We start from the raw sequence: 7,128 nt of genomic DNA on the forward strand, positions 1-7,128 counted from the left end.
CGATTAGCGGTACGAATTACCGTTAATTCACAATGCGACTTCATGTTCAACTCAGCTTTACTCAAGTCCTGCAAACCGAATTAATGCTCCTGCCAGCTATCCAGGTAAGCGCGCTGCTCGTCGGACAACGCATCGATGCTTACGCCTAGGCTTTCCAGCTTGAAGCGGGCGACTTGCTCATCCAGCTCGTAAGGCACGTTCACCACCGTTTTGCCGATTTCCTTATAACGGTCATTCACGTATTTCAGGGACAACGCCTGCAGCGCAAACGTCATGTCCATAATTTCGGCCGGATGCCCGTCGCCTGCGGCTAAATTGACCAGACGTCCTTCCGCAAGCAAGTACATTTTGCGTCCGTCCTTCAGGTGGTATTCCTCGATGTTGCGGCGCACCGTGCGAACCGACACAGACCGCTCCGCAAGTTCCGGCTTGTTCACTTCCACATCGAAGTGGCCGGCATTGGACAGGATCGCGCCGTCCTTCATCACATCGTAATGCTCGCCGCGAATCACGTCGCGGTTGCCGGTAACGGTAATGAAGAAATCGCCGATTTTTGCCGCTTCCAGCATCGGCATCACTTGGAAGCCGTCCATCACAGCTTCGACCGCTTTGATCGCGTCCACTTCCGTTACGACGACGTTGGCACCAAGGCCTTTGGCCCGCATGGCGACGCCCTTACCGCACCAGCCGTAGCCAACCACCACGACGGTTTTGCCGGCAACCACCAGGTTCGTCGTCCGGTTAATTCCATCCCATACCGATTGACCAGTTCCGTAGCGGTTGTCGAACAAGTATTTGCAATAAGCGTCATTCACCGCGACCATCGGGAATTTCAGCTGACCTTCCTTATCCATCGCTTTCAAACGCAAAATGCCGGTCGTCGTTTCCTCGGCTCCGCCCCGCACGTTCTCCAGCAGGTCCGTCCGTTCCGAGTGTAAAATCGTGACCAAATCCCCGCCATCGTCGATGATCAAGTCCGGTTTCGTCTCCAACGCTTTGATCAACAGCGCCTTATATTCCTCCGGCTCGGGATTGTATTTCGCATAAACGGTCACTCCATCTTCGACCAAAGCGGCGCAGACATCGTCCTGCGTCGACAGCGGATTGCTGCCGGTGATGGTGACCTCGGCTCCGCCCGCTTGCACGACTTTGGCCAAATAGGCCGTTTTCGCTTCCAAGTGAAGAGAGATGGTAACTTTCAGGCCTTTAAAAGGCTGCTCGGCCTCAAATTGCTTGCGAACCCGGTTCAGCACCGGCATGTGGGCTTCTACCCAATCGATCTTCAAATGTCCCTCCGGCGCAAGCTTCGGGTCGGCAATGATGCTGTTCTGAATCGCTTTCGAACTCATATTCGTCTCCTCCTATAAATAGATAATTCGATGTTTGCCACTCACTTCATAAGGAATATCCATGAGGCCGTCGATCCAATCCATTCCGAACCGGTTCAAAGCATCAAAGAGATTGTAAACTCTCTCCTGCGGCTTATTCAAAGGGAACAATGACAATTGAATCCGGTCAAAATGGCGCAGGCCGGTTTCATGGATTTGCTCCAGCGCATCCTTCGTCTTGCCGCGCAAGTATTCGATTTGGCCGATGATCTTGTCCCGGTTCACCGCCCCGATTCGCGACAGGCCGCTTTGAACCTCGGCCAATTCCTCGAGAAGCGGATCGTACAGCTGTCCAAAAGCGGCGACGACTTCGTCAAACCGCTGATCTACCTGCATCCGCTCCTGTGCGGCAAGCCAAGCTTCGCGTTTGCTGCGGAAGACTTCGGCATCCTTCACGTCATTCCAGCCAAGCTGGTATTTCTTCATATATTTTTGCACAGTTCCATCGACGACAGTAAAAGCTTCCCGGGGCAGCAGCAAAGGCATTTTCATCTCCAGCTTATGAAACGCTTTGCGGGTGAGACCCCAATAGGCGATTTCGCCAGGCCCGAGAACTGAGCCGAGGACGGGCAGCAAACTGTCCTGCATCAGCGGACGCGTCAGCACGTTATTGCTGAACCGCTCCGGATGCTCCCGAAGCTCGACCAGTAACTCCTCGGCGGTAAAGGATACCTTGCCCTTGCGGTCTTCGAACCGGCCCTCCCGCTTAAACAACAGCAGCCGTTCCCGCTCGCTTATGTAGAACAAATTGGCTCCGCCTTCAGCTACCTCTGCAGACGGTTCGTATCCCAAGCCCGCCATATCGCGTACCGTTTCGTGATAAGCCGACTCCAGCTCGTCATTGTGCCGAATCATTCGCTCGAATACCGGCATCTCCAGCCGGCGCAGCTCAGGATCCGACGAATCCAGCAGCACCAAACCGTGTTTCCCGAACAAAGCCCCGATCAGTTTGGCAAAACACGCCGTCAGGTTATCCGTCTCCGATGACGAGCTTCGTACCAATTCCATGATGGCGGCCTTATGCTCGCTATCGGGCAACAGCTGCTCCAGTTCGGATACCGCCTTGTCCCAAGCTTCGGACGTCACCTTCGTGAAGCTGACCGGCAGCCGGTCCATCGCCCCACGGTGCATGCGGATCCGGCGCACCTGCAAATCGGGCGCTAACACATAGGCATGATTGACCTCGTCCCAGTCATGATCCTCGCCGGCAATCCAGAAAATCGGCACAACCGGGCGGTTTAACCGGGTTGAAGCTGCCTTCGCCGCTTTGAGGATCGTCACGGCTTTATAAACCACGAGCAGCGGCCCGGTGAACAGCCCGCTTTGCTGCCCGCCGACAATCACCGCCGTCCCGGGCAACTCCAATTGGTCAATCGCCCGTTTGACGGCCGGGTTCGGGTTATATAGCCCGTTATATTCTCGAAGCCGGGCAGTCAAGGCTTTCCGATCTATGCGCGTATGTTCCGTTTGGTCTAGCCATGCGGCCCGTTCAGCCCAGCTATCGGCCTGCCCCGGGTCGCTTTCATATAATAGCTCAACTGCGGAGAACTGGTTGACGTACGCTTCAGCCAGCGGCCCCGCAAATGAGAGTTGCTCTTGAACGACATTCATCAGGTAGCGTCCTCCTGTCTGCATCAAAACCTTCCTTGATTGTACCGGAAGTCCTGCCGCTCCGTCAAAGAAATCCTTACTTTTGCAGAACTTCTAACTTTCCGTAACTGGTAGGCGCAAAAAAGCTCCCGCAACCGTTAATTACGGCTGCGGGAGCTCGCAGGATCAATCAGCCTTTTTTCGGCATGGAAACGAAATGTCCCTTGGACACTTCAACCAGCTCGGAGTTGTCCAAGTCGAACAATCCGCCGCCGGATGCGCCTTCTTTGCCGATCGGGCCGCTTCCGGTATCCTCTAACTGAATCCGCTTCTTGTTGGCTTCAACCTCCGGATCCGGGATCGGAATCGCAGACAAGAGGGTTTTCGTATAAGGGTGCATCGGGTTGGCATACAGCTCTTCGCTATCGGCCAGCTCCACGATCCGGCCCAGGTACATGACGGCAACGCGGTCACTGATATGCTTCACCATGGACAAGTCATGCGCGATAAACAGGTACGTCAATCCCAGGCGGTCCTGAAGATCCTCAAGCAGGTTGACGACCTGCGCCTGAATGGATACGTCCAGCGCCGAGATCGGTTCGTCGCAGATGATGAATTTCGGATTCACCGCAAGCGCGCGGGCAATCCCGATCCGTTGGCGCTGACCACCGGAGAACTCATGCGGATAACGCGTCGCATGGTCCGGGTTCAAACCAACCATGTCGAGCAGCTCTTCGACGCGTTTTTTGCGTTCGGCGTGGGAGCCTGCCATACCGTGGATATCCAGCGCCTCGCCGATGATATCCGTAACGGTGAACCGCGGATTCAGCGATGCATACGGATCCTGGAAGATCATCTGCATGTCGCGGCGCATCGCTTTCATTTTCTTCGGCGGCAACTGATTGATATCCACGCCGTTAAAGCGGACGCTGCCGGCCGTCGGTTCGTACAAGCGAAGAATGGTCCGACCCGCGGTCGATTTACCGCAGCCCGATTCGCCTACGAGGCCCAGCGTTTCGCCCTCGGCGATCGAAAAGCTAATATCGTTGACGGCTTTGAGCACGTTGCCGCCGCCGACGTTAAAGTATTTTTTCAAACCTTCGACTTCAATCAAGGTTTTGCCTTTGCTCATGACGACTGTACCTCCTTGGCCATCGGATGAAGATCCCAGCAGCGGGCCATATGCGTTTCGCTGAATACAGTCGCGCTTGGATCGATTCTTTCGCAAATCTTCATCGCCTGGTCGCAGCGGGCGGCGAAAGGACAACCCAGCGGCGGCTTAATCAAATCCGGCGGCGTGCCGATAATCGGAATAAGCGGTTCGCCTTTCTTTTGGTCCAAACGCGGCATCGAACGCAACAAGCCTTTGGTGTACGGATGTTGCGGGTTTTTAAAGATTTCCCATTTCGTTCCGGTTTCCACCACTTCACCGGCATACATAACGATGACGCGGTCACACATACCGGCTACGACGCCAAGGTCATGGGTGATCAAAATGATGGAGGTTCCGAGACGGGATTGCATCTCTTTCATCACGTCCATGATTTGAGCCTGGATCGTCACGTCGAGAGCCGTCGTCGGTTCGTCCGCAATCAGCAGCGAAGGCCGGCAAGCGAGTGCAATGGCGATCATGACGCGCTGCCGCATCCCCCCGGAAAATTCGTGTGGATATTGGTTAAAGCGGGCTTCCGCATTCTTAATGCCTACAAGCTTAAGCATTTCGACAGCCTGTTTCTTCGCTTCGCCCGCTGACATTTTCTGATGTTTGATTAATACTTCAGTAATTTGTCGGCCTACTCTGATCGTAGGATTCAAGGAGGTCATCGGGTCCTGAAATATCATGCCAATATCTTTCCCGCGGATCGTTTCCATTTGCTTATCGCTTTTCTTCAGTAGGTCTTGCCCTTGAAAAATAATTTCACCTTGCTTGATGATGGAAGGAGGGGACGGAATCAGGCGCATGATCGTTTGGGCCGTGACGCTTTTGCCGCTGCCGGATTCGCCGACGATCGCAACCGTTTCACCTTTCCCCACTTCAAAGTTCATGCCGCGGACGGCCTTCACTTCTCCACCTTTGACTTGGAAGGAAACATGCAAATCTTTGACTTGTAAAATCGGCTCCATTCATTCCACCTCCTATTTCTTCAATTTGGGATCCAGCGCGTCGCGAAGGCCGTCGCCGAAAATGTTGAACGCCAGCATGATCAAGCTGATCAGAACCGCCGGGAACATCATGCGCCAAGGGTAATACAACCAACCGGTCAAAGCATCGTTGATCATCGAACCCAGCGAAGCAACCGGAGCTTGTACCCCGAGACCGAGGAAGCTAAGGAAGGCTTCCGCGAAAATGGCGTTCGGTACGGACAACGTTACCGTAACGATGATCGGTCCCACGGCATTTGGCAACAGGTGGCGGAACAGCAAGCGCCCGTGGCCTGCACCCATCGAACGGGAAGCCAGCACGTATTCGCGGTTTTTCAACTGCATAATTTCGCCGCGGACGATCCACGACATGTTAATCCATCCGGTAATCGTCAAAGCCAGGATAATCGTTCCCAAGCTTGGCTCCATGACGACCAGCAAAAGAATCGTAACGAGCAGGTAAGGGATGGAATACAGAATCTCGGAAAATTTATTCATAATTTCGTCGACGCGGCCGCCATAGTAACCCATGATGCCGCCGTAAATCACGCCGATCAAGAGGTCGATACAAGCTGCCGCCAAGCCGACGATCAAGGAAATGCGCGCGCCCATCCAGGTCCGGATGAACATGTCGCGACCGAGGTCGTCCGTACCAAACCAATGTGTAGACGAAGGACCTTTGTTCGTATAGAGAAGATCGTTCGAATAATAGTTATAGCCATAGATTTTGCCGACAAGGATCGGAGCAATAATCGCGGTTAGCGTAATCAACGCCAAGATGATCAAAGCCGTCATCGCCAGCTTGTTGCTGCGAAGCCGTTGCCAAGCGTCACGCCAAGCCGAGATGCTCTCGCGTTGAATCACTTCGGCTTCTTTCTCGTCCGTACCGATTTTGCGGAAATCGTCCGCCGTCAGATCGGCCGGAGTCGGCATCATTTTGATCGGATTCGAATCCATGCGCATTATCCCTCCTTCCCTTTCGAAAGCTTAATTCTCGGATCAACAATCACATAGAGAATGTCTGTGATGAAACGAGCCAACATCAGCAATACGCCATAGAAGATCGTGATCCCCATAATCAGCGGATAATCGCGAACGCTGATCGCTTGCACGAACTGCTTGCCGATGCCGCCGATCCCGAAGAGTTGTTCGATAACCACGGAACCGGTAACAATATTCGCCGTCATCGGACCCATATACGTGATGACTGGCATGATGCCGTTGCGGATCACGTGGCGGAACAGGATGGCCATCCAACCGAGGCCTTTCGCCTTGGCGGTTTTGATGTAATCGGCATGCAAGACCTCAAGCATGCTAGAACGGGTCAACCGGGCGATAAACGCGATCGGCTGCGCGGTGAGTGCCGCCACCGGTAACACGTAATACATCGGTCCCTTAAAGCCCATCGTAGGCAGCCAGTGCAGTTTCGAAGCGAATACATATTGCAGCAAAGAAGCTACCACGAAGCTCGGCACCGCGATGCCCAGCACCGCTAACACCATCGCCACATTGTCAATCAATTTGCGATGATACAGCGCTGCCAGCATACCAAGCACCACCCCGACGACTAACGCGACGACGATAGCTACGGCCCCCAGCTTCAAGGACGCTGAAAACGTTTGACCGATGATGTGGGATACATCCTGGTTAATCATTTTCATTGAAATCCCCAAATCGCCATGCGCAATCTCACCCAAATATTTCAAATACTGCTGATAAACGGGCTTATCGAGTCCCAGCTGTTCAATTAATCGTTCTTTGATCGCCGGAGGCACCTGCTTCTCCGACGTCAGAGGACTCCCTGGAATGGCTTTCATCAGAAAAAAGGTCGCCGAAATGAGAATAAACAGCGATACCAACATGTAGAAAAACTTATTGGCAATATAGCGTACCATGCCCGTTCACACCTCCTTCTTATAAATTTCGACATATATCGATTTTAGGTGAAAAAAACCACTTTGTCTATTCCATATAATTGTATAAGGACGAAATGCTTGGAAGAAATCCA

At 53.4% G+C, this 7,128-nt stretch carries 6 protein-coding genes; all 6 read right to left on the bottom strand.

Features of this window, described 5'->3' with window-relative positions; genetic code table 11:
- Positions 1-80: 80 nt before the first annotated feature.
- A complete protein-coding gene (locus tag MJ257_RS09670; RefSeq protein WP_240269053.1) occupies positions 81-1,349 on the bottom strand; it encodes an adenosylhomocysteinase in 1,269 nt (422 codons plus the stop codon).
- 12 nt (positions 1,350-1,361) lie between these two features.
- The gene (gene bshC / locus MJ257_RS09675; RefSeq protein ID WP_240269054.1) at positions 1,362-2,999 is read right to left on the bottom strand and encodes a bacillithiol biosynthesis cysteine-adding enzyme BshC; all 1,638 of its coding nucleotides are present in this window, start codon (positions 2,997-2,999) and stop codon (positions 1,362-1,364) included.
- Between the two features lie 169 nt (positions 3,000-3,168).
- Complete coding sequence (locus tag MJ257_RS09680) at positions 3,169-4,110, bottom strand: ABC transporter ATP-binding protein (protein ID WP_240269055.1); 942 nt, start codon at positions 4,108-4,110, stop codon at positions 3,169-3,171.
- Positions 4,107-5,102 carry an ABC transporter ATP-binding protein gene (locus tag MJ257_RS09685; protein WP_240269056.1) on the bottom strand — a complete coding sequence of 332 codons (996 nt, stop codon included), beginning with the start codon at positions 5,100-5,102 and terminating at the stop codon, positions 4,107-4,109. The genes MJ257_RS09680 and MJ257_RS09685 overlap by 4 nt, the downstream gene beginning before the upstream one ends.
- A gap of 12 nt (positions 5,103-5,114) precedes the next feature.
- Positions 5,115-6,077 carry an ABC transporter permease gene (locus MJ257_RS09690; protein ID WP_270405944.1) on the bottom strand — a complete coding sequence of 321 codons (963 nt, stop codon included), beginning with the start codon at positions 6,075-6,077 and terminating at the stop codon, positions 5,115-5,117.
- A gap of 5 nt (positions 6,078-6,082) precedes the next feature.
- Positions 6,083-7,015, bottom strand: a complete 933-nt coding sequence (locus MJ257_RS09695; RefSeq protein WP_240269057.1) for an ABC transporter permease — start codon at positions 7,013-7,015, stop codon at positions 6,083-6,085.
- Positions 7,016-7,128 lie beyond the last annotated feature (113 nt).

The organism is Paenibacillus timonensis (assembly GCF_022427145.1).
GTDB classification, from domain to species: domain Bacteria; phylum Bacillota; class Bacilli; order Paenibacillales; family Paenibacillaceae; genus Fontibacillus; species Fontibacillus timonensis.

Excerpts from the sequence above, each read along its gene's own strand:
- MJ257_RS09670 (WP_240269053.1), bottom strand. The coding sequence starts at position 1,349 with ATGAGTTCGAAAGCGATTCAGAACAGCATCATTGCCGACCCGAAGCTT.
- bshC (WP_240269054.1), bottom strand. The coding sequence starts at position 2,999 with ATGAATGTCGTTCAAGAGCAACTCTCATTTGCGGGGCCGCTGGCTGAA.
- MJ257_RS09680 (WP_240269055.1), bottom strand. The coding sequence starts at position 4,110 with ATGAGCAAAGGCAAAACCTTGATTGAAGTCGAAGGTTTGAAAAAATAC.
- MJ257_RS09685 (WP_240269056.1), bottom strand. The coding sequence starts at position 5,102 with ATGGAGCCGATTTTACAAGTCAAAGATTTGCATGTTTCCTTCCAAGTC.
- MJ257_RS09690 (WP_270405944.1), bottom strand. The coding sequence starts at position 6,077 with ATGGATTCGAATCCGATCAAAATGATGCCGACTCCGGCCGATCTGACG.
- MJ257_RS09695 (WP_240269057.1), bottom strand. The coding sequence starts at position 7,015 with ATGGTACGCTATATTGCCAATAAGTTTTTCTACATGTTGGTATCGCTG.